Origin of the sequence: Olsenella sp. Marseille-P4559, from assembly GCF_900605015.1 — a bacterium.
GTDB lineage: Bacteria > Actinomycetota > Coriobacteriia > Coriobacteriales > Atopobiaceae > Tractidigestivibacter.
On sequence record NZ_LR027574.1, the window covers coordinates 45,448 to 66,609 of the forward strand.

A 21,162-nucleotide genomic window follows, 5' to 3' on the forward strand; every position below is an offset into this window, starting at 1 on the left:
CTGCTGAAGCTTGGCGTCGAGGCGGCGTTCGGGCGGCTACGTCGGGCGGCCACGTCGGCCGGTTGCCGCGAGGAGTCGTGGAGAATTCCACCACGACGCTTGCAAAGCAGGGCGCATCCCCGTATAGTAGTTGAGCGCTCAAGCGTAGGCCAGCATAGCTCAGTTGGTAGAGCACCGCTCTCGTAAAGCGGGGGTCATCAGTTCGAGTCTGATTGCTGGCTCCATCTAACATCGCAGGCCATGGGCATTGTCTGTCAATGGCCTGTTTGCTTTTTTGTTTGCGGCAGATCCACACTTCGAGCGTGATAGGGAAATGCGAGGCAGCCGTCCGGGCACGACCTATGGCGCTACCCGTGGTGACTCCCGCCCTCGCGGCCAACGGCAACCGGCATACCATCACAGTGAACGCCGCCCGACACGCACCCTCGCCGCCTGGATGGCACGAATGTGCGGTTGGTGGCAGTTTGCGTGAGAATCTTTATATGTCCTGGTCGAGGTCATAATTCTCTGATCTGCAGTTCAACAAATATCAAACCAGTTTATACTCGATGCACCCTCGAAAAACTGCCACGAACCGTAAAAAGTTGCCAACCGGGCTCGTTGCGAGTGGCAGCCCGTCCTCACATCGACCGCCGAGATGCCAAGTCGTGAAGCGGACATGGGACCCAATCGCTGGCTGTCGCAGGATTAGCGTCTGCCCTTTCGCACACCCTGAGGAATGCCTGAATGGCGGACAACGTCCGTCGTTGATCGGATTTCCCGATAGTACCCAAATCGGCCAAAGCGAGGGTTCTGCCATGAAGCTGACCAACTCCGAGTTCGACGACATCCTCGCCACCGCGGGGCTCGAAATCGCGCAGCCATACTCCGCGAGCGGGAAGTACCGCAAGGACAAGTACCTCTTCACGTGCTGCAAGAGGTATGGCATTGAGACGCACTATCGTCTCAAGTACATCCTCGACAACAACGGGAGATACGAGAAGACCTGCCGCGCATGCTTCTGGATGGGCTGGTACGGCCGGTCACGTTCTCTGCAACATGCGGGAATCAAGGACATGCTCGACCATGGCGCCAGCCTCGATGACCTCATCGACCAGGGCGCGGTGACCCCGAGCCAAGCCATGGGCCTCGCCGACGCGCGGAAGCTCGCTGCGGAGAACGGCTACGAGCTGGTTGACCTCCTTCGTGGGGACCGACCGGGGGACGATCTCCTCGTCGTGAGGTGCAGAGCGTGCGGAAAGCAGACCGTCAAGAGACCAGGTGACATGAGGTTCGGCTACTCGTGCGGTGGGAGGTCAAAGGGCGTCGCGTACGGCAGCGAGGCCGTCAAGGTAGAGAGGAACGCCACCCCCGTGGCGGCCGACGAGAACCAGGACACTTCGCCGAGGTTCCTGGTGGGATCGGGCTACGCGTGCCTCGCATGGTGGGACGCGGACGCGAACGGCGGGAGTGTGCCATCCGACCTCACCAGCCGCTCCCGCCAGGATTTCTGGTGGAAGTGCCCGGAGTGCGGCTGCCGCTTCCGTGCCCCCGTCTACACAATGGCCTCGTCGCCGCGTTGCCCGATATGCGCCGCCAAGAGGAGTGCGGAGTTCGAGGTCGAATGGGAGGCCCTCGACCACATGACGGCAGTCGACTTCCCCGACCTCCTCGCGGCCTGGGACGACGCGCACGACCTGAGGACCTTGCCCGTGACCAGCTACCAGCTCGTCCACCTGTGCTGCCCGAAGGGCCACCACCCCACGCAGACCCTCTACAGCTACCTCTCGAACGGATGGATGGTCTGCAGGGGGATCGAAACCAAGGCGTCGCCGGACAAGGAGTACCTCGCGACGACAGATTCAGAGCTCGCGGCCGAGTGGGTTCGACCCAGAGACGGCGGTAACTGGACCCCGCACAACGTCGAGGACGGAAGCAAGCGCTTCATCGTGTGGCGCTGCATCGCCTGCGGTCACGAGTGGGAGGCCACGGTGCACGCCAGGCAGCTTCGCATGAACAACCGCTGTCTCGCCTGCGGCAAGGTGATGGGGTCGCTCGCCTGGAAGTATCCGCAGCTCGCGGCGGAGTGGAGCCCAAGCAACCCGATAAGCCCATGGAACACGAAGCCCTTCGGCAATCTGGGCTTCATCTCCGAGTGGGTGTGCTCGAAGAACCCCGAGCACGTCTGGCGCATGACGACGGCCACTAGGATCAACAAGGGTCGCGGCTGCCCGTTCTGCGAGAAGGAGGAAGGCGAGCAGGGCTGACCCTCGTTCGCCCATGCTCGCGACCGTCCCTGACCTTCTCATCTCCCTCCGGGGAGACAGCACGACCGCATGACCAGCGGGGGTGCGGGGCGAGAAGGACGCCTGCCGTCCCTCCGTACCAATCAAGGACACTTCCGTGTGCTGGATCAGTGTCGACCGAAAGAATGTTGCCATGGCGCACATGGATGCTGAGGTCCTATTTGGGGGTGCGAGCTCGATCCGCCTGGCTGGACGCAGGACCGATACCATCCCTGCGTCCAACCAGTAGCATCGACCGGCGTATCTGCGATATCGGGCCACGGAGGCGGGGATGGTGTATGGAATTATTGCGCGTCCGTTTTTGATATTCTGACCTCATCTGGGGAGATATCAAGGTTACTGTCAGCGAGCGCGTAATAATCCCTTGCCCGAGGGGAATCTTGCGGTACACCCACCACACAGACGCGCTGCGGTTGAACGGCTGTCGATTCTGTCCCTGCATCCAACCGTGGAGTTCTGCTCGCCCAAAACCTCACGCGTGACGTTTTCTTCGCAGCGTAAGCTTTTCTCCGTCATGCGAGGCTTTCTCCGCGGCGAGGATCGCTCACCTCTTCTGTCTATAGCGCCAACATGCGTCGACTCTCGCCGCCTTGGCCCTTGAGGGGACGAGCACCACATCGTCCCCTGCATCGCGGGTGCCCTCCTCCCTCGTGCCCCTCAACCCCCCGGCATGTACTTTGCCAGATACGCCTCGACCGTCTCCATCCACTCCTGGTACACGGCGCTGTCATTCTGGAGGCCATGTCCCGAGTGCTCGCACACGAAGTACCGGTAGTCGGTCGCGCCTCCTTCTACCGAAACTTCCGCACGAAGGGCAGCCGCTTGGCGCTTCTCTATCCGAGGAGCCAGTCCAGCAGGTTGACCACCCTCACACCGTTTGTCGTGACGCCGCAGCGGTAGCGGTCGAGCGTCAGGACGACCTTCGGGAACGAGTCGCCGATCAGGTCGAGCGGCGCAAGCTCGCGCATGTAGGTTGCCTCGTCCGCGAGAGACTCGATCACCTGGACGTAGACCCTCTCGCCCGTCCGCTTCGATGCGACAAAGCCGACCTCGCCGGAGCGAAGCGTGCCGACGCACGCCGCGTATCCCCTGCGAACGAGTTCATTGAACACGACGCACTCCAGCTGGAACCCGAGGTCTTGGGGAGAGAAGCCCGTCATGAGGCCGCGCAGTCCCGTGTCCACCGGGTAAAGCTTGTACTGCGGCCTCAGTACCTGCTTTCCCGAGATTCCCTCCTGCTCGCATCGGAAGACGATGAACGCACTCTCAAGGGTGCGCAGGTAGCTGTCGACGGTGCTCGCGCTGGTCTTCCTCCCTGCGCTGGTAAGGTAGTTGGCTATCGACCTTGTCGAGAAGAGATTCCCCGACGTCACGAAGACGTACCTGACGAGCCTCTCGAGCAGGTCGATGTCGGAGATTCCGCCGTGAGTCGCCACGTCGTTCAGGATGATTGTCTCGTAGATGGTCATCAACATGTTCTCGACGTATTCGTCGCTTCCGAATGGTCCGCCGAACTGGCCGGGCATTCCGCCATATTTGAGGTATCGCGCAAAGAGGGCCTCGACGGATTGCTCCTGTGGGGTCTCGACGGTTTGCTCCTGGGCATGTCGAGCCTGGGAGAAGGACAGGTACTCCTTGAACGACAGGGGGCTCGCCTTGAGCTCGATGTAGCGGCCCCCTATCAGCGTGGAGAGGTCCGAGGACAGGACAAATGCGTTCGAGCCCGTGATCCAGATGTCCGTTCGTTCCCGGGTCCGGAGCTGGCGCACGACCTTCTCCCAGGAGGGAACCTCCTGCACCTCGTCCAAGAACACGTGAACCATGCGACTGTCGTCTGCCTTGTCGAGAGACGCTTGTATCTGCTCCTTCAGCCATTCTGCCGTCGGCTCGAGTGGCATGTCGAAGCCATCAAGCCTAGGGAGAATCGTGTTGTCTTTGCCGTCGCGATCTGCTGCCGCAGATGCGAGTGCCTACAGAAGCGTGGACTTACCGCTGCGTCGAACGCCAATCAGCACCTTGATGTCCTCGGTGCCGAGATAAGGGAGCAGACGCTCTTCGTAGTCGGGGCGGGCAATTCTGGCGGTCATGGCGAGGTCCTATCGTCTTTTTTGCATCAATTTGGCATTGTAGTCTGAGAAGTGGTGAATGTCTAATTAATTTGACATTCAAGAATTAGTAGGCAAGATTGTCAAGCTGGTTTATCAATGTGGTGTTGCATTCGCGATTCTCGCGGCTGGCCGCGACGCTTCTGTGGGTGCCGCGACCAGCGCATAAGGGACGCGAACAAGCGCGGCGACTGCGAGCCGCGGATAGCGCTCTTCTCTGACGGCCTAGCAGGTCGCTACAGACTGCATGCTGTTCTGGCTGTGCTAATGTATGAATATGGCAATAGCTAATGTCATAACTCGGGTTTTCCTAATGTATGATTGTGGTACGCGATTTCACTCAAGGGGGTCAAGGAACATGACACTCATACCGCGGACGATATCGGCACAGCTGGAGAGGTATGCGACCTGGTTTCCAGTCGTGTCGGTTACGGGACCCAGGCAGAGTGGAAAGTCGACCAGCGTCAGAACGACGTTTCCCGACTACTCCTATGTGAACCTTGAGGATAATGCCCTGAGGAAGCAGGCACTTGATGACCCCGTGGGCTTCATTCGCAATCGGCCTCGACGGCTCATCATCGATGAGGCACAGTACGCCCCAGAGCTCTTCTCGATGATCCAGGTGTCCTCTGACGAGAGCCCAGACAGCGGCCAGTACGTTCTCTCTGGTTCGCAGAACTTCCTGCTCCTAAAGCAGATAACGCAGTCTCTGGCTGGCAGGGTGGGGATTCTGAGGCTGTTGCCGCTCTCGTTTGCGGAGGCGCTTAACGCACGTGTTCCCCCGAGCGTCGACGAATTCATGTATCGAGGCGGCTATCCTAGACTCTACGACGCCCAGGTTCCCATCACGGTGTTCTTCAGGAGCTACGTGGACACGTATGTGCAGCGTGACGTTGCCGACTATCTGGATGTTCGGAGCCTCTCGGACTTCCGCAGGTTCCTGGGACTCTGTGCGCTTAACGCCGGAAACCTCGTAAACTACGCTGGGATTGCCAGGGATGCGGGGGTTGACTCGCGCACGGTGAAGGCGTGGCTGAACATACTCGAGTCGAGCTACATCACGTTCTCGCTCATGCCGTATTTCCGAAATGAGGGAAAGCGACTGACGAAGAGGCCCAAGCTCTACTTCTATGACACCGGACTGCTGTGCTACCTGCTGAACATCGCATCACTCGAGGAGCTGCTGGTAAGCCCACACCTGGGCATGGTTTTCGAGAACCTCATTGTGGCGGAGACGCTCAAGCATCGTATGAACGAGGGCAAGGAGCCTCGTCTGTTCTTCTATCGCGATGACTCGAAGGTGGAGGTCGACCTGCTCGACCTTGCTGACGCCTCAAATCCCCGGATGGCAGAGGTCAAGTCGTCACAGACGTATCGCGACCGCTTTGCGATGCACCTTGGCGCAGTGGGCGACAGCTTAGGGATCCCGAGAGATCAGCGCTTCGTGATCACGCGCGAATCTGCAAGTCACGATGCCCCAACGGCACGCGTCATGTGCGCTAGGGATTGGCTGCTGGGGTAGGGTTGCCACAAGAGCCGCCATGCTGGCTGACGGCGGTGGAGGCGTGCCTGGCCCGCGCCGGGGTTCACGGCACGTTCCTGCCCGTTGCCGCTGCCGGTTGCATAGACCACTTCGACGTGGGCGGAGACATCATGGTCCCCATGCGCACCATGAAGGGAACGTGCGAGGGGGAGTCCAACCCCAAGACCTTCGTGCCACAGATGGTGAAGTGGTGCCAGCAGGGCAGGTTCCCGGTCGACCGCCTGCTGAGTTTCTACGACTTCGCCGACATCGACCAGGCGCTGCAGGACTCCCATGACGGGAAGATCATCAAGGCAGTGCTCAGGATTTCTCAGCAGCTCGCCCTACGCCAATGGCCGAGAGGTCCCGCAAGATCTGTCCGAGAAGCCCCGCTCACGCCGCCCGCGGCTTGAGCGAGGCCTTTTCGGCTCTGGGGTTCTTTCTCTGCAAGTCGTGAGAAGCGGACTGGAGGGGCCCCACAAAGCCTGGCGCGCAATAATTTCTCGGCAGCGAGGGCGCGCGATTTCGCTATTGCTGACGACCTCTACGGATCGTCAGCGAGTCCCGGAGACCGTGAATGAATGCGACGACCTGGGCCAGGTTTGCCTTCTCGTCCACCAGGTAGTAGGTCCCGTAGTGCTTCACCTGGCATTTCCTGATTTTCTTGCCTACTGCTTCACTGACTTCGAGGTCGAAGTCAAACAACAACGGATTGTCAGCTATTAGTTGGAGCTTGTCCTCATAGGCATCAAGCAGCGACCTCGCAGCGCTTGGCGCGCTGAGTTCGCGTACGAGATAGGAGACTGCCTCGTCAAGGTCTCGGTTCCGCAGGATCTGTTACCTGCACGTTAAAGGCCATACTTGCTCCTGAGTGCGGCAACTGCTCCAAATGCATCCTGGCACTCTCCGCGTTCGACTGCGCTGATTCCTTCCTGTACGAGCGAGACGATTCTTCCCGTCTCTGCCGCCTTGGCAAGGCTTTCATGCGTCTCAGTGCTCATGATGACCATGTCTGGGCATCCGTTTTTCGTGACATGGACGGGCTCGCCAGTCTCGTGGCAGAGCCTCGAAACCTTTGCGGTGTCCTTGAGCTCTTTGACGGGAATCATCTGCATTGCTTACCTCCAATCACATAATCGTGGGATGATGATGCCATCATGCATCGAAACCACCTTCGTTACATGTTTTCCTGGGCCCGTTGCGCCGAACTCGCCTTCGTTACATTGGGTTTTCGGGTGCTCTCGAGTAGATGGGCATGTCCACATGCCACATATGGTGTCATGTAAATGGAATGACACAAGATATGCATCCCGATACTTGACCACCGCCCCAAAACCAATGTAACGAAGGCCACTTCGGCGCACGAGAGCGAAAAAAGATGTAACGAAGGCGGTTTCGGCGCAACGGGCCTTCCCATCGCTTCCTGCGGAAGAGTGGGAAGGCCCGCGATCTAGCCAAACAGTCGACTCGCGGTGCCGCCCCGCGAGTGCCGCCCTCAGTTCGGCCCGCTTCCCGCTGCCTGCCCAGCGGCCTCCACCAATATCCCTGCGGTCGCGGCCGACGCCCAAGCTCGTCTTATTGTCCTGGGGCGAGGCGCGAGAGGTCGCAAGCCTCGTGTCTGTCGCGCTACGGAACCAGCTTGAACGGCGAGGAACCCGCGCCGCCCTTGGCTCCCGCGACGCCCGTTGCGCCGCCGAGCTGCAGCTCGTCAGGATGCAGCCTGTCCCACTCGTCGTATATCTCGCCCGTGAGCCACTTGTGAATGCGCTCGTTGATGCGCTTCAGGTCGAAGTGCTCGAACCCCAGCGACTTCGCCCACGCGACCGTCTCGTCGTGCTCGGGGTCCTTCGGATCGGCAAGGATGCGGAGAAAGTCCGCGAACCCGCAGGTACTGCCCACGTCCTCCGGGGGAGCGTCGCCGTCGCCTGCCGTGCAGACGGGCATCTAGCCCTCGAAGTTCGCGATGGTCTCGACGAGGCGAATCTTGTGGACCCACCAGTCGCCGTAGTCATAGGTGTACGTTGCCGTCCTCGTGCGGGGAAAGACGTCAAAGAGATGCGTCTTCGTTGCGTCGATCGGCTTGCGGCCGTCGGTGCCGGGCGCAAACATGCCGTCGATCCCGCCAGCGTCCGGGTCGATGATCATGAGCTTCTCGCGCCTGCTCGTGAGCTGGAAGTCGTACATGTGGTAGTCCCACCAGAGAAACGCTGCCTGGATGACCTCGTGGAGGTCGGCAAACGTGAAGTTCTGCGGCACCACGATCTCTCGCCAGCACGTTTGCCCATCGAGCTGGAGAGTGACGCGGAAGCGAAACGCCGGCTCGTTGGTGATGGGGCCTGCGTTCTTGAGCTGGTCGTCGAGCATGTTCTGGAACTCGCCGACGACCGTTCCGTACACCTTGACCAGCATGCTGGCCATGTCCTCACCGTCTGGCGTGAGGCTTATGGGCTTCGCCTTCTGTGCCGGGCCAATGAGCCCCTCGTTCTGCAGGGCCTTGAGGACGTTGCTGTCATACCTGTTCCACGACCTTGCTACCGGGCCGCTCGGGCCCTTCTCCTTCCAGGAGTCAAGGTACAGGAGCATGAGTGTGAGGTCGTGCATCAGTTCTTTCTCGTCCATGTGACCCCCTGGGAGTCTTGAGGCGGATGTCTGGGTCCATGGTAGCGGATGGGACTGGAGGGTGTGGGTGGCGAGAAGTACGGGTGGCGCGGGGCGACTGCGCTGTCCCCGTAGGGCCACCTGCATCGTCCACCGAACGGTCGCCCGCGCTGTTCCCCGGGAGGCAGCCTGCGCCGTCCACCGAATGGTCGCCTGTGCTGTCCTCCCTGCCGCCGAATTACGCACGGCTGAGAATCAACCGAGCAAAAGTCCAGGTCCCCACAAACCTTAAACCCAGCCGTGCGTAATTCGCGCCTGGTGTCAGCTCACCCTAGAACTGTCGCGGCTATCCCTATGCCGTCGCCCGTGGGCCGGCACGCGTGCGCGGCCGGCGCGGCCGGAGTGACTCGGCCCTCCTCCGTGCGAGCCGAAATTGACCCCACGAAAACAATCTTGCAGTATCAGACGACAAGTATCATCATAATCATGAAGTATGAGACTGCAAGGATGGTGAATGGGCAATGAACGACGGGCAGCACGCGACCGTACTCGAGAAGGTCACCGAGGGCATGCGGTCCGAGGTCCCAGACCTCTTCTCACGGGAACTGGCCCTTGGCACGCCACAGGTTCCAGCCCGCGGCAACATCGTGAACATGGTGGCCGGCGTTAGGCGCTGCGGAAAGACGTATCGCCTCTACCAGGAGATGAGGTCGCTTCTCGACAGCGGGGTCGAGCGCCGGAGGATTCTCTACTTCAACTTCGACGACGAGCGGCTCATGCCTCCCGACGATGGTCTTCTCGGTGACGTGATCACGACCTACGAGGCGCTGTTTCCCTCTGCGACCGAAGGCTGCTATCTCTTCTTCGACGAGATACAGGAGATTCCGGGATGGGGGGCCTTCGTTCGGCGCCTTGTCGACACGAGAGCCGCGACTATCTATGTGACGGGATCGTCCTCGCGCATGCTCTCCTCCGAGCTGCCCAGCGGGTTCAGGGGACGCTCCATCACGCGGGAGCTCTTCCCGCTGAGCTTTGCAGAGTACTGCAGGGTGACGTCCCGTTGGGACGAGACGCCAAGGGACCCGGACGCCTATACCTCTGCGGAGAAGGCCCGGCTCAGGAATGCCCTCGACGACTATCTCGTGCGTGGGGGCTTTCCCGCGACGCTGGCGCTCACAAAGCCAGATGCGTTCCAGCTCCTGCAGGGCTACGTGGGTCAGACCGTCGCACTCGACATCATCGAGCGCGAGGGCCTGGGAAACGCCCGCGCCGCCCAGGCCTTTGCGCGCAGGTGCATCGCCTCCTCCGGGCGCGAGCTCTCAATCAACAGGGTCGCGAGCCAGATGAGAAGCATGGGGCTTGGGGTGGCCCGGGAAAGCCTCTCCGCGCTTCTTGGCTATTACGAGGAATCCTACCTTGTTTTCGGGCTCAAGGAGCTCAGTAGGTCACTTTCCGCAAACGGCAGGAGCGCGATGAAGGTGTACGCCGTGGACCCGGGACTCGAGGCGGCCTTCTCGCCGGCGACCACGGAGGACCTGGGCCAGCGCCTCGAGACGAGCGTGTACGACGCGCTCAGGCGACGCTGCGGGTTCCTGCGAAGCGGCTCGCTCAGCCGTGCCCTGCTTGCCGACGGTTCCAGGCGCCACGAGATCGACTTCGTCGTGGGCGACGTGCTGCTGGGGGAGGGCGTCCGTCTCTACCAGGTCTGCACGAGCCTCTCCAACGAGCAGACGAGAAGTCGCGAGCTGCGCGCGCTGGAGGTGGGCATGGAGAGGTTCTCCTGCGACGAGGCCTGGGTCGTGACGATGGACGAGCGTCGTGACATTCGCGTTTCGCGGGGAACGGTTCATGTGGTGCCGGCGTGGGAGTGGCTCTTGCGTTGACGGTACGGGGGTCGTTGGGGCAAGTTTGGGCGCGAGTTGCTTGCTGGTAGCCACGGTGAGCGGCTGGCGAGAAGCCCAATGGCCTCACGCGCGTTGTAGTCTGTAGGCAATGGCGGTGGAAGGCTTCGGCCGACACCCGGGAGGGCTGGGGGGCTGCTTGTCGCGGGGATAACGAGATTCGGTAGCTTGCGGGAGGGGAGACATTGAGAAAAGTCGACTACCAAGCGAGTTGAAGTCACTCAGTTGAAGCCTCTACTCGTCATGCGGGCATATCGCGGGCCACCCAAGTAATGTGGGCCGTACCCCTGTTCGTGACTCAATTTTGAACAACATGCTCCGTAGCGGCGGAGAGCGAGAGCGCGAGCTCGGCCTCCGATGCGTACTATATTCGATATGCATTTCAATACCGATGAACGAGAGAGCGAGGTTACCGATGACGAAGACAAAGAGCAACCGTAGGCCCGAGGGGGGAAATAACCTATATGCACTCCCCACTTCATACGTGGCGGTTGATACCGAGACCACTGGCCTCGACTTCGATTTCTGTGCTCTCATCGAGATTGGTGCCACGCGTGTGGTCGATGGGGAGATTGTAGACACATTTGACTAGCTTATTCACATCGACTACCCGCTCGATCCCTTCATTACCTACCTCACGGGTATTACCGACGAGATGCTCCAGAGTGCGCCGGGTATTGACAGAGTCATCAGAGAGTTCTCTGACTTTGCAGGCGACTCAGTGCTCATGGCACACAACGCACCTTTCGACATGAACTTCCTGTATGCGGCGTATGAGCGCGTGTTGGGGCGTCCGCTCATCAACGATTACGTGGATACCTTGCGTGTTGCAAGAAGAGCATTCCCAGAGCTTCAGCACCGTAGACTGCCAGACCTCTGTGGGGAACTTGGCGTCGTGAACGATCACGAGCACCGTGCGCTCAGTGATGTCGTGGTAATGGTCACGTGCTATGGCTCCATGCGTGAAATGGTGCTCGAGCGCTATGGTAGCGAGGAGAGCTATCGTAAGTCGTTCACTCATGGTGGTTCGTCGAATTCGCTGAAGGCGAGTGAAATCTCTGCAGAATGTGATGCTGACGAGGGCAATCCGCTCTACAGGATGCACTGCGCTTTCACTGGCAAGATGACGAAAATGGTGAGGCGCGATGCCATGCAGGCGCTTGCTAATGTGGGAGGAATTCCTGAGGATGGCGTCAAGAAGGACACTGACTATCTTGTCATCGGTAACGATGGTTTTCGTGACGCAATGAAGACGACTTCCGGCAAGATAAAGAAAGCCCAGCAAAACCAGCTCAAGGGACTACCGATACAGATTATCTCGGAGAACACTTTCCTTGAGTTGCTTAATGGTTAATCTGGCCGAAGCGGTTACATAGAGCGCGGGTTCCAGACACCGAGTGGGGTGCTCGCAAACAGGGCACCATGTCTGTGAATAGGAGCTTCTTCTTTCTCGCCAATCCAATTGAGACGCACCGGAGGGTTGGATAGGAGCACGGCTGTCTTTCATGGCATGACCCCGCCGGGGAGTAGGACGCTCCGTGAGCTTGGATTGGAGAGGTGACAGGCACGGACGTCTCCTAGTACATGAGGAAGCACGACATTTCCGACGACGAACTCGATGTGGTGGCAGCGCCCTACGAGAGTGGTGATTATCCGAGCGGGGGCGGGGGAGGTCTTCACCAGCTCCCACCTCGATGCGGTGGGGAAGAAGCGCTCGACGGTCATCTATGATGCACATGACGCGCAGCGCGTTGAGGCCATCGCCCGCAACCGGTGGCGTCGAGACCTCCGAGGTCTGACGTGACGCGCTCGACTGCTATCTAGCGTCGCAAGAGTAGGGTTTGTGTACGGGCAATCAGCGCGAGTCCTTCTCCCGCCACTTGGTCCCTAGCACAACTTGGTAGTGCCCGCCTATCTCAGCCGCTTGCGGAGATAGATGCCCGCGAGTGATGTTGAGGTGCGTTGTAATGAGTATCCTGAAAAACAGCGAGGCCTCCCGAAAGAGGCCTCAGGCGAAGTCAAAGTACCCCCTACGGGGCGTCCACCAACGGCGGACATTTTTGGCAAAGCCGTATTTTGACTCGCAGTGTCGATCCGACTGGTAATCGGAAGACAATATGACTGTACCACGGACGAGAGGATGCGTTGTCATGAATCTCAGGAACTACGGTGGGAGCTACAGCATAGGTCTCGATATGGGAACGGGTTCCGTAGGTTGGTCCGTGGTCGATGCCAATGGTCGGCTTCTTCACTTCAAGAAGCAGCCAACATGGGGAAGCAGACTGTTTGACAGCGCTAAGCCGGCATCGGAGGCCCGGACTCATCGGAGCCAGCGCCGGCGCTATGTGCGACGTCGTTGGCGTCTCGACCTTCTCCAAGACCTCTTTAAAGACGAAATGGATAGAGTCGACCCCGGGTTCTTTATGCGTCTCAACATGTCCCGTCTTGTGGACGGTGACCCCATTTTCAACGGCAGCGACTTCACGATAGATGACTACTACAAACTCTTCCCAACCATCTACCACCTTCGCGAATGGCTTATGAAGACGGACGAGAAGGCCGATCTTCGGCTCGTCTACCTTGCGATTCATAATATCGTCAAGCACCGCGGCAATTTCCTTCGCCAGGACGAGAAGAACCTTAAGTCCAAGGATGCCAATCCCTCCAAAGCGGCCCAGGAATTCTATGCTGCGCTAACGGAATGGTGTGCTGCTCGGGGACTGGAGGAACCCGCCGACAAGAGCAAGCAGCTTGCCAAGCTCCTTCTCAACGAGGAGGGGCTGAATCGCTCAACCCTTTCTAAGGAAATCCAACCTCTCGTTGCCCTATCTACCTCCTCCGTTAATGACTCGGACATAGACCCAAAGAAGGCATCCACTGCCCTTGCCAGTGCGATGCCCGGACTGACCGTGGAGTTTACGAATGTATTCGGTGAGTTCCCCTGCGAGAAGACCAAGATTTCCCTTGGTGCTGAGGAGGACCTCGATACGCTCAAAGAGGCATGCCCTGACGATTGCGCTGACTTGCTTGATGCCCTCTGCGGCGTCTACTCTGCCTATGTGCTGCAGGGTCTGCTCTCCTATGCCCCTGGCGAGAGTATCTCTGCCAACATGGTCAAAAAATATGAGTGTTACCAGGAAGATCTCAAGATGCTCAAGGCGCTGGTAAAGGAGTACTGCACTAAGGACGTTTACAAGGCTTTCTTCCGCGGTCCCACCTACCACGAGCTCAATCCCGATGACCCCTCAGGGGACTACAGCTACGATAAGGCACAGGGCTACACGGCCTACAACCTCCACAAGACCGGGTATGACGACTTCAAGAAGGAAGTTGAGAAGCTTCTCAAGGATACCGGCGCCAAGGACGACGCGCGCTACGAGGACATGATGAGCCGCTTCGAGAGGCAGCAATTCCTCCGCAGACTTAAGACGAGCGACAATGGAGCTATCTACTACCAACTTCATCTCGAGGAGCTCAAGGCAATCCTCGAAAATCAGGGACGCTTCTATCCATTTCTCAAGCGCGACGCCAAGAAGATTGAGAGTCTCGTCTCCTTCCGCATCCCATATTACGTAGGCCCCCTTACTGACAAGAACGCGCGCAAGGACGCGCATGGTGAGAACCGCTTCCAGTGGTCGGAGCGTAAGCCTGGTATGGAGGACATTGCCATCACGCCTTGGAACTGGGACCAGGTTATCGACAAGAACAGGAGTGCCGAGAAGTTCATTCTCCGCATGACGGGTGACTGCACCTATCTGGCGGGCGAGAAGACCCTGCCGAAGTGCAGCCTTCTTTACGAAGAGTTCTGCGTGCTCAACGAGCTAAACGGAGTGCGTTGGAGCAATGATGGCGATGACTGGCATCGCCTCGATGCCGAGCAGCGTAATAACATAGTCAACGATCTGTTTCACAAGTCCAAGCGGGTCACGTACGATAAGATTGCCGACTGGCTCGCCCAGCAGGGATGGTCGAATGCCCGCGCAAAGGGTGGCCAAGGCGAGTCGGCGCTCGAGTCAAAGCTCAGCTCGTTCATTTTCTTCACAAAGGACGTCTTCCACGTCGATGATATCGAGCCGGGTTCCAAGCTCTACGAGGATGTTGAGACGATTATCCTTTGGAACACCCTCTTTGAGGACCGTGCGATTCTAAAGGAGAAGCTCGAGAGCGAATTCGGGCCCTCCGGCAGCGGCCTGCTGGACGCCGCCCAGATCAAGGCCATCTGCAAGAAGCGATTCACGGGCTGGGGGGAGGCTCTCCGAGAGACTTCTCTGTGGAATAAGGGTTGATGCTCAGAATGGTCGCAGAGTATCCATCATGGACGTCCTGCGCGAGGGCAATCCAAACTCGACACACCATGCGGGTGAAGCGATGGTACTGATGGAGGTCTTGCACGATGAGGACCTTGGCTTCCAGAAGGCCATCGATGCAGCGAATAGGGCATATTACGGTGAGCATGCCCGCGACATGGGCGTCAATGACCTTCCTGGGTCTCCTGCGATTCGCAGGAGCCTAAACCAAGCCATCCGCATCGTAGACGAGATTGTGCGCGTTGCGGGTCACGCTCCCGATAACATCTTCATCGAGGTGACGCGAGATGATGATGAGAAGAACAAGGGCAAGCGTACAAAGCGTCGCTATGACCATTTGAAAGAGGCACTTGAGGCGTTCAAAAGGGACGATCCGAAGATTTGGGACGAGATTAGTGCAGCCTCGCCTGCGGACTTGGATGAGCGTCTCACTCTCTACTTCATGCAGCGAGGCAAGTGCCTTTACTCGGGGCGCCCCATTGACATTAACCAGCTCCCGAACGCAGGCCTCTACGAAGTCGACCATATCATTCCCCGTGCCTATATAAAGGATGACAGTCTGGAGAACAAGGCTCTGGTCTACCGCGAGGAGAATCAGAGGAAGACTGATGAACTGCTGATTGACGAGAAGGTCAGGCGGAGGATGGCTCCTTGGTGGCGGGTCCTTCACGACGCTGACCTCATCGGAGACAAAAAGTTCAACAACCTGATGCGTTCAAGGATTACCGAAGGAGCTATGAAAGGTTTTGTGGCCCGTCAGCTTGTCGAGACGTCCCAGATGGTCAAGCTTGCACAGTCACTTCTTGAGGCTCGCTACGCTGACCAGGGCACGAGAATCATTCCCGTGAAGGCGAGCATGTCTCACAACCTGCGCGAGGCTGCCAATCTTGTCAAGTGTCGGGAGGCCAATGACTTCCATCATGCTCATGACGCCTATCTCGCCTGTCGTATTGGCCTTTTCATCCAGATGCGTCATCCCGGGATTTACGACAACCCGATTGGCTATGCCCGTGTGGTCAAGGACTACGTGAGCTCTCAGGCAAAGCTTTTCAACCGTACACACCAGATGCCGGGATCGGCGGGCTTTGTTGTCAACAGCTTCATGACGTCCGGTTTTGACAAAGAGACGGGCGAAATCTTCCAGGATCAATGGGATGCCGAGACGGAGGTCGAGAGCATTCGCAAGGCGCTCGACTATCGTCAGTGTTATATCTCGCGGATGCCGTACATCGATACCGGGGCGTTCTGGAATGCGAATCCCATCGCGAAGCGGAAATGCCCAAAGCTTCCGCTGAAAGATGGGCTCGACCCTCTCCGATTTGGCGGGTACGACAACAAGACTGCCGCATACTTTGCAATCTTTGAAGCGGTGGACAAGCGCAACAAGCGTGTACTCAAGCTCGTTCAAGTTCCCGTGTTCATCCTGGAACCAATAGGCAAGGATCCAAGCTACCTTGATGAATATCTCAAGGGTGTGGCAGCAAGCCAGAATCTCTCACTCGTCTCTATCAGGGCAAGGCGTCTGCTGAAGGACCAGCTGGTGGAGATTGACGGTAGCCGCCTATTGGTCACGGGCGGAGAGGAAATGAAAGATGCCTCTCAGCTGGCCTTTTCACTCTCAGAGATGAAAGTGCTCAACGGTATCGTGAGTGGCGCTGCCGCCGATGGCGAGGCGCTAACTACTGCGTATGCAGCCATCGCAACAAGATTGAAGGCTTCCAGCTGCTCAATGATGGATGCGAGTCTCTCCTTGGAGTCTCACGCATCTTCATTTGCAAATCTCCCTGATGATGAAAAGAAATCTCTCATTGAGAAGCTGCTGTTGATCTGCCGTGGCAACAAGAAGTCTCTGCCAATCAACCTCAGTTCGATTGGCGGCGCAAAGATGGCGGGCAGGTTGAGACCCGCAAGGTACTCTGTACCAGATAACTTCTTCATCATCGACCAGTCCGTGACGGGTATGTTTGAGAGGAGAACTCGTGTCGGGCTTTAGGAGCATTGTCATCGAGAGCCCCAGCAAGCTCTCCTACAAGGGTGGCTACATGGTCGTGCGCAAAGAGGACGACACGACCAAGGTCCACCTTTCCGAGTTCCAGACGTTAGTACTGCATACAAACCAGGTGTACGTCAGCGCCTATCTGCTGTCAGAACTCGCCAAGGTCAAGATATCCCTTGTTGTTTCTGACGAGCGCCACGATCCCGTTGGTCAGTTCCTGCCCCTCTATGGCGCACACAATACGGTCGCACGTATAGATGAACAGCTTGCATGGGGACTAGTAGCGAAGAAGCAGGTGTGGCAGAGGATCATCAAGGACAAGATAGCCCACCAGGCACGCGTACTGGGCGTTAGAGCGCGCGAGGATGACGCAGCACAGCTAGAGAGAATTGTGGATGAGGTGCGCTCAGGGGATAGCACGCATCGTGAGGCACATGCGGCTCACCTGTACTTCCGTTCACTATTTGGTCCTGATTTCTCACGTGATGACGAGACGCCTATCAATGCAGCCCTTAACTATGGGTACGCTCTGCTGCTCTCAACGGTTAACCGGGAGATTGTTTCCAGAGGTTATCTCACTCAAGAGGGAATTTGTCACCATAACGATTTCAACCAGTTCAACTTGAGCTGCGACTTCATGGAACCGTTCAGACCAATTGTCGACAGAATCGTTTTCGACAACGTTGAGGGAGACTTCACAAAGGATGACAAACTGATGCTGGTCGATATGCTTAACCAGGCGGTTCCGTATAGGGGAGGAGCATATAGGGTCTCGTCCGTTGTTTCCCTGTATGTGAAGGACTGCCTAGATGCGCTCTCACGGCGTCTATCCGTCGACGCTATCGAGCCATTCGATGTCGTATGAGTGGGGAGACGAGGGCGAGATTCATGAGGCTCATATGCTTCTTTGACCTGCCTGTCGATACGGCAAAGGACCGAAAGAACTACCGCTTGTTCAGAAAGTTCCTGCTTAAGGACGGTTATCTACCTCTCCAGGAGTCTGTATACGCAAAGCTGGTGGTAAACGATGGGGCTGCTGGCCATGCGGTCGCACGATTGCGCAAGAATCGTCCACCGGAAGGCCTTGTGCAGGTGCTGAAGGTCACGGAAGCCCAGTTTGCGACGATGGAATACATAACGGGAAATCGCAAGGCATACGATGAGGTCGACACGATGGAGGAGCTGCTCATCCTATGAGAATCGTGCTTGCTGGCCTTGAAAACCCGATAGAGCTCTCTGAGGGGGAGTGTTCTACTCTTGAGGTAGAAAACTCGGCGCTTTTTGCGAGGCTAGCGCGTTCCTTCATGTCAAGTGAGGGACGCTGTGCGGAAGAGCCCTATACCATTTGGGATGAAGATATCGAGCTTAAACCAGCAGAAGCTCTTCTGGTCATTGATAACCCTCTGAGGCTTCCATGGGATGAGCGTGGACTTATGGGGACAATTGTCAAGCGAATGGAGCGTGAATATCTGGAGGACGAAGACCTGAGACGCCACATAGAGGAATTGCAGAGGTCGATTAACGCCCAGCTGTTGTCTCTGGAGCTTGGGATGAACGCTGATTTCGGCTTCTCTCAGGAGTGGGATTTCAAACGTTACCTCAAGTTTGCGGGTTTCGGAGTAAGCTATCAGGAGGGCAAGTCGTTCCTTGATAACTTGTTGAATTTTCTCTCTTTGGCACTTGACGCTGGCGAGAAAAGGGCTTTTATCTTTGTGAACCTCAAGACTTTTTTATCAGAAAATGACTTTGAGCTATTCCTCGAGCAGGTATATTTCCAAAAAACGAAAGTATTTCTCCTGGAGAACAAACAGGATGGGCTCTCGTTTGAGCACGAAAGGAAAAGGCTGGTAGACCGGGATTTTATCGAGAGCTGGTAACGCTGTCCAGCCAGATCTGAACGTCTCTTGCAGTGGAGAATTTGGGCTAATGTTTTGGCGCAGTGTCGATCTGACTGGTAATCAAACGGAGGAGTGAGATGCTCGTCATAATCGCAAGTTTTGGCGCAGTGTCGATCTGACTGGTAATCAAACTATGGGCAACAACGAGCTATGGGGGCATGGGTTTTGGCGCAGTGTCGATCTGACTGGTAATCAAACGGAGGTCGCGCGACATGCTCGATGACGCGGTTTTGGCGCAGTGTCGATCTGACTGGTAATCAAACTAATTCTATGCTGCTCACGGAGGGATGGGAGTTTTGGCGCAGTGTCGATCTGACTGGTAATCAAACCGCTCGTAATCTGACAATGTCATATCCACAGTTTTGGCGCAGTGTCGATCTGACTGGTAATCAAACCCTCGACCCCCATGAGCGCCAGCACGGACAGTTTTGGCGCAGTGTCGATCTGACTGGTAATCAAACGAGCGCGGCAGGAACGAGTTCGACTTCGAGGTTTTGGCGCAGTGTCGATCTGACTGGTAATCAAACCATGCGCCCGGCGTCCCTGCTCATGCTCCAGTTTTGGCGCAGTGTCGATCTGACTGGTAATCAAACTAAGTTACACCGCACCAGATGGATGGAGGGGATAACATAGTACCTGACTTTGGTATTTCGACCCCATTTATGGTGCTATGAGGCCCCATGCTCTGCCTGGAGCATCTTGAGCGTGCAGGACGAAATCGCTTTGATGTCGCCTTTGGTGAGGTTGAAGTGAAGCAGGGGAAGCCCGGTCCTTGCTGCCAGCTCCTCGATGATGGGGGTTCTTCTGGACACGTTGACGTACCTCCTGTCGGAGACCTGGCACACGTTGAGCCCGCGGCAGAGCCCCGTCACGTCCTCGGAGGAGAAGCGGTCCTTTAGGACCTTGACCTGCAGGAGCCTCACCAGGAGCACCGCGAGGTAGCAGACGAGGAAGTGGCCGGTTATCGTGCTCTGCCTCTGCAGGTAGACGGGCCTGGCATCGAGCTCGGACTTCATGACCCCGAGGCTCTCCTCGACCCTCCAGAGCCTGTGGTAGGTGTCGCATACCTTGCGTGCTGCCATGGCAGTCTCTGAGGTCACGAGCATGTTGTAGCCTGCGAGGGACCTGGCCTTGGCGATGGCATCGTGGTTGAGGCTTACTGCGACCTTGGCGCCGTCTTTGGCCTCGCCCTCCTCGTCTATGGGCGTGAAGGTGACGTACCTGGCGCTGTCGCCGTACTCGGACCTCTTGGCAGCTGCGAGCCTCAAGGCCCTGGCCTTCTCCACCTGCCTGTTTATCTCGTAGGTCTGCTTCCTTTTGAGGGTGGGGCTGAAGGTGACCACACGCTTCTCGGGAAGCGAGACCATCTTCCTTTTGCCGCTTGCATCTGTGACCTTGTAGTCGAAGTCATCGCGCGCTTCCTTGTAGCTCCACAGGACAGTCCCCGAGGCGTCCACCACGTCCTGCCAGCCTGTATCCGCAAGCGCCCAGGCGCGCTCCTTCTCGGGAAGCGCCTTGATGGACTTGGAGAAGAGGTAGCCGTCCCCCGAAAGTGCGGCGTCGGCCACGTTGTCCGCGCAGTTGAGGCCCTTGTCGGCGACCCGCACCGTCCTGCCCCTTATGGCCCCTCTCCTCTTGAGCTCGCCTATGACCTTCTTGAGCTGCGGCTTCTCGCTCTCGTTGCCGGGGAACACGCTCATCGCGATGGGGATGCAGTCTTCGTCGAGCAGAAGTCCCATCCCCACGATGGGCTCGGGCCTGCGCTCCTTGGAGGGGCCCTTCCTCCTGAGCGCGTCCTCGCGGCCTGTCTCGAAGTAGAAGTTGGTGCAGTCGAAGTAGGAGGTCTGGGCCCTGCGGCCGAAGAGCCTGCCCACGCGCCCGTTGTAGATCTCGATGACCTTCTCGTACTCCTCTCCCAGGAAGGCGAGGCCGCAGTAGAGCTGCTCGAGGGTGAAGGCGCCGCCTATCCCCTCCATCTCGGGCAGCACGTCGTGGAAGGTCCTCGACTTCGAGCGGGGCGCCACGGCACGCGCGAGGACCAGGGAGGAGAGCAGGTCGTGGAGGGAGAAGCGGAAGCCTGCCGGCAGCTGCAGGAAGGCAAGGTCGCCCTCAACGCCAAGGGCATCGTCTACTGCCTTGAGGGCGAAGTGGCCAAGGTGCCTCTCGGCCGGCCTGTCCGATATCTCGCGGGCCCCCTGCCTGTCCCTTTCGGCCCTGCGCTCGGCGTTCATCTTGCCCACCTCGCGCTTGAAGTGGGCTATCGGGTCCTCGATGCCCGACTTCTTGAGCGCATCCTCATAGCCCAGGGCCCTCACGGACCTGTTGACCGTGTGCCCCCTCTCGGGATCCCAGTGGCTCTCGTAGATCTGAAGGTAGAGCCCACGCCTGCTCTTCGTCTTCTTGAGGAAGTAGGCCAAGGTAGCCCCCCATCTGAACAAGCACCATAGCACCATATAGACATTCTAGCAGAAGTCCCCTTGTCAAGTCCAGCTCAGATACAAGAAAAACCAGCTCAAAGCTGGTTTCTGCTGCGAAGGTCTATGCTCTTGA

General features: G+C 58.0%; 15 protein-coding genes, 1 tRNA gene, 1 pseudogene and 1 CRISPR repeat array. Of the genes and pseudogenes, 12 read left to right on the plus strand and 5 right to left on the minus strand.

Annotation, left to right across the window (positions count from 1 at the left end; translation table 11 throughout):
• The first annotated feature begins 148 nt into the window (after positions 1-148).
• Positions 149-224 (plus strand) — tRNA-Thr (locus E0E00_RS06445).
• A 573-nt stretch (positions 225-797) separates the two neighbouring features.
• Positions 798-2,246, plus strand: coding sequence for a zinc-ribbon domain-containing protein (locus E0E00_RS06450; protein ID WP_165443585.1), 1,449 nt, complete (start codon positions 798-800; stop codon positions 2,244-2,246).
• Between the two features lie 872 nt (positions 2,247-3,118).
• Here E0E00_RS06450 and E0E00_RS06455 read toward each other — a convergent pair.
• The gene (locus E0E00_RS06455; RefSeq protein WP_207302684.1) at positions 3,119-4,183 is read right to left on the minus strand and encodes an ATP-binding protein; all 1,065 of its coding nucleotides are present in this window, start codon (positions 4,181-4,183) and stop codon (positions 3,119-3,121) included.
• 565 nt (positions 4,184-4,748) lie between these two features.
• Here E0E00_RS06455 and E0E00_RS06460 point away from each other — a divergent pair.
• A complete protein-coding gene (locus tag E0E00_RS06460) occupies positions 4,749-5,912 on the plus strand; it encodes an ATP-binding protein (protein ID WP_130811741.1) in 1,164 nt (387 codons plus the stop codon).
• A 35-nt stretch (positions 5,913-5,947) separates the two neighbouring features.
• Positions 5,948-6,325, plus strand: coding sequence for a hypothetical protein (locus E0E00_RS06465; protein ID WP_207302685.1), 378 nt, complete (start codon positions 5,948-5,950; stop codon positions 6,323-6,325).
• 115 nt (positions 6,326-6,440) lie between these two features.
• On the opposite strand, the gene E0E00_RS15350 is transcribed toward E0E00_RS06465, so the two are convergent.
• The 3 genes and pseudogenes from E0E00_RS15350 to E0E00_RS14960 form a co-directional block, all read right to left on the minus strand.
• Complete coding sequence (locus E0E00_RS15350) at positions 6,441-6,746, minus strand: type II toxin-antitoxin system RelE/ParE family toxin (protein WP_130812622.1); 306 nt, start codon at positions 6,744-6,746, stop codon at positions 6,441-6,443.
• Positions 6,747-6,760: 14 nt separating this feature from the next.
• On the minus strand, positions 6,761-7,027 hold the full coding sequence (locus E0E00_RS06475; RefSeq protein WP_130811742.1) for a type II toxin-antitoxin system prevent-host-death family antitoxin: 267 nt from the start codon (positions 7,025-7,027) through the stop codon (positions 6,761-6,763).
• Positions 7,028-7,538: 511 nt separating this feature from the next.
• Positions 7,539-8,657: pseudogene (locus E0E00_RS14960) on the minus strand (DUF6429 family protein).
• Between the two features lie 374 nt (positions 8,658-9,031).
• Between E0E00_RS14960 and E0E00_RS06490 the strand changes: the two are divergent.
• The 8 genes from E0E00_RS06490 to csn2 all read left to right on the plus strand — a co-directional run bounded on the left by E0E00_RS06490 (position 9,032) and on the right by csn2 (position 18,591).
• Entirely contained in the window at positions 9,032-10,393 is a 1,362-nt protein-coding gene (locus E0E00_RS06490) for an ATP-binding protein (RefSeq protein ID WP_130811745.1), read from the plus strand.
• 433 nt (positions 10,394-10,826) lie between these two features.
• Complete coding sequence (locus E0E00_RS14340; RefSeq protein WP_165443587.1) at positions 10,827-11,003, plus strand: hypothetical protein; 177 nt, start codon at positions 10,827-10,829, stop codon at positions 11,001-11,003.
• Positions 11,004-11,012: 9 nt separating this feature from the next.
• Positions 11,013-11,765: an exonuclease domain-containing protein gene (locus tag E0E00_RS06495; protein ID WP_256386426.1), complete on the plus strand. Its 753-nt coding sequence runs from the start codon at positions 11,013-11,015 to the stop codon at positions 11,763-11,765.
• Between the two features lie 796 nt (positions 11,766-12,561).
• Positions 12,562-14,697, plus strand: a complete 2,136-nt coding sequence (cas9, locus tag E0E00_RS06505) for a type II CRISPR RNA-guided endonuclease Cas9 (RefSeq protein ID WP_256386416.1) — start codon at positions 12,562-12,564, stop codon at positions 14,695-14,697.
• Positions 14,687-16,711, plus strand: a complete 2,025-nt coding sequence (gene cas9, locus E0E00_RS15180; protein WP_371683397.1) for a type II CRISPR RNA-guided endonuclease Cas9 — start codon at positions 14,687-14,689, stop codon at positions 16,709-16,711. The genes cas9 (E0E00_RS06505) and cas9 (E0E00_RS15180) overlap by 11 nt, the downstream gene beginning before the upstream one ends.
• Positions 16,698-17,579, plus strand: coding sequence for a type II CRISPR-associated endonuclease Cas1 (gene cas1 / locus E0E00_RS06510; RefSeq protein WP_130811747.1), 882 nt, complete (start codon positions 16,698-16,700; stop codon positions 17,577-17,579). Before cas9 (E0E00_RS15180) ends, cas1 begins: the two co-directional genes overlap by 14 nt.
• 23 nt (positions 17,580-17,602) lie before the next feature.
• Positions 17,603-17,911, plus strand: a complete 309-nt coding sequence (gene cas2, locus E0E00_RS06515; RefSeq protein ID WP_130811748.1) for a CRISPR-associated endonuclease Cas2 — start codon at positions 17,603-17,605, stop codon at positions 17,909-17,911.
• Complete coding sequence (gene csn2, locus E0E00_RS06520; protein ID WP_130811749.1) at positions 17,908-18,591, plus strand: type II-A CRISPR-associated protein Csn2; 684 nt, start codon at positions 17,908-17,910, stop codon at positions 18,589-18,591. The genes cas2 and csn2 overlap by 4 nt, the downstream gene beginning before the upstream one ends.
• A gap of 51 nt (positions 18,592-18,642) precedes the next feature.
• A CRISPR array of direct repeats spans positions 18,643-19,205; the repeat unit is 36 nt; unit sequence GTTTTGGCGCAGTGTCGATCTGACTGGTAATCAAAC.
• 75 nt (positions 19,206-19,280) lie between these two features.
• Here csn2 and E0E00_RS06525 read toward each other — a convergent pair.
• On the minus strand, positions 19,281-21,029 hold the full coding sequence (locus E0E00_RS06525; protein ID WP_207302687.1) for an IS1634 family transposase: 1,749 nt from the start codon (positions 21,027-21,029) through the stop codon (positions 19,281-19,283).
• Positions 21,030-21,162: the final 133 nt, after the last annotated feature.